General features: G+C 29.9%; 1 protein-coding gene. It reads left to right on the top strand.

Annotated elements, in window-relative coordinates; all coding sequences use genetic code 11:
- Positions 1–464 precede the first annotated feature (464 nt).
- Positions 465–830, top strand: a complete 366-nt coding sequence (locus LRB30_RS05780; RefSeq protein ID WP_231020151.1) for a hypothetical protein — start codon at positions 465–467, stop codon at positions 828–830.
- Positions 831–869 lie beyond the last annotated feature (39 nt).

Here is an 869-nt window from a genome sequence, read left to right as displayed (position 1 = left end):
TCATCTCCACCTAAATTTCATAGAAATTATAGGTGGAGAATTCTTTGTTATTTTAGTTAAAAGACTCTTTTGAAATTATTGTTTCAGATATAACTCTTCATTCAGGAATTCCTACTAAAGAGATACTATATCCAATATCACCATCTGGTGAGGGTAGTATTGGTAATTACGATATTTTTTACCTAAATATTGAGCAGATATGCAAACTAATGGTAACACCCTTTATCAATACGGTGCTTTCAAAATTTGGTTTGAATTCTAATTGGTGTTACAAACCAGTCAAACCAATCAATCAAAAAAAACAAGCCGAAATTGATTAAAAACATGCAAAAACATTAGCAACCTACGTAGAACTTTTAATAAAATTAAAATAAATAAAAAATGATAGCTTGTATCTAAAAATACAAGACGAAATGAAAGAGTACTTGCAAATTTAGAAAATTAATTTTTATAGGAGGCTTTATATGCAAGATTCATTAAGTGAAGACACTATTGCAATTTCCGAATCTTTTACTAAAAACTACAAAGAACTTGTAACAATATCTTCAGAAGAATATGAAAAATTAATGTCTGATTCAAAAAAATTGCCAAACATGATATCACGAGAAGATTTTGAAAAAAGGCTTGCTGAAGCGGAAAGCAACTTCATCAAAGCTAGAAAACAAACTGAAAGGCAGACTGAGGCCAATGCCTTCAAAAATTCTAAAATATTGTCAAATCTTGAAAAGGCTTGTGAGCAATATGAAATTGCTCCACCTTTTGCAAGCTCTTTGAGCATAAAAGACGCTAAACTTGCATTTTTGGAAGCGATGAAAAAAAGTATAACGTAAATAAGTACAACTTTTTGAAGTCTTGAGATATGCAAAATC

The organism is Borreliella americana, assembly GCF_021043605.1.
GTDB classification, from domain to species: domain Bacteria; phylum Spirochaetota; class Spirochaetia; order Borreliales; family Borreliaceae; genus Borreliella; species Borreliella americana.
The sequence above is the reverse complement of the archived record's forward strand: the minus strand, read 5'-3'. Positions and strand labels throughout refer to the sequence as shown.

What these genes read in the sequence shown, in the direction of transcription:
- LRB30_RS05780 (WP_231020151.1), top strand. Translation starts at nt 465, where the DNA reads ATGCAAGATTCATTAAGTGAAGACACTATTGCAATTTCCGAATCTTTT.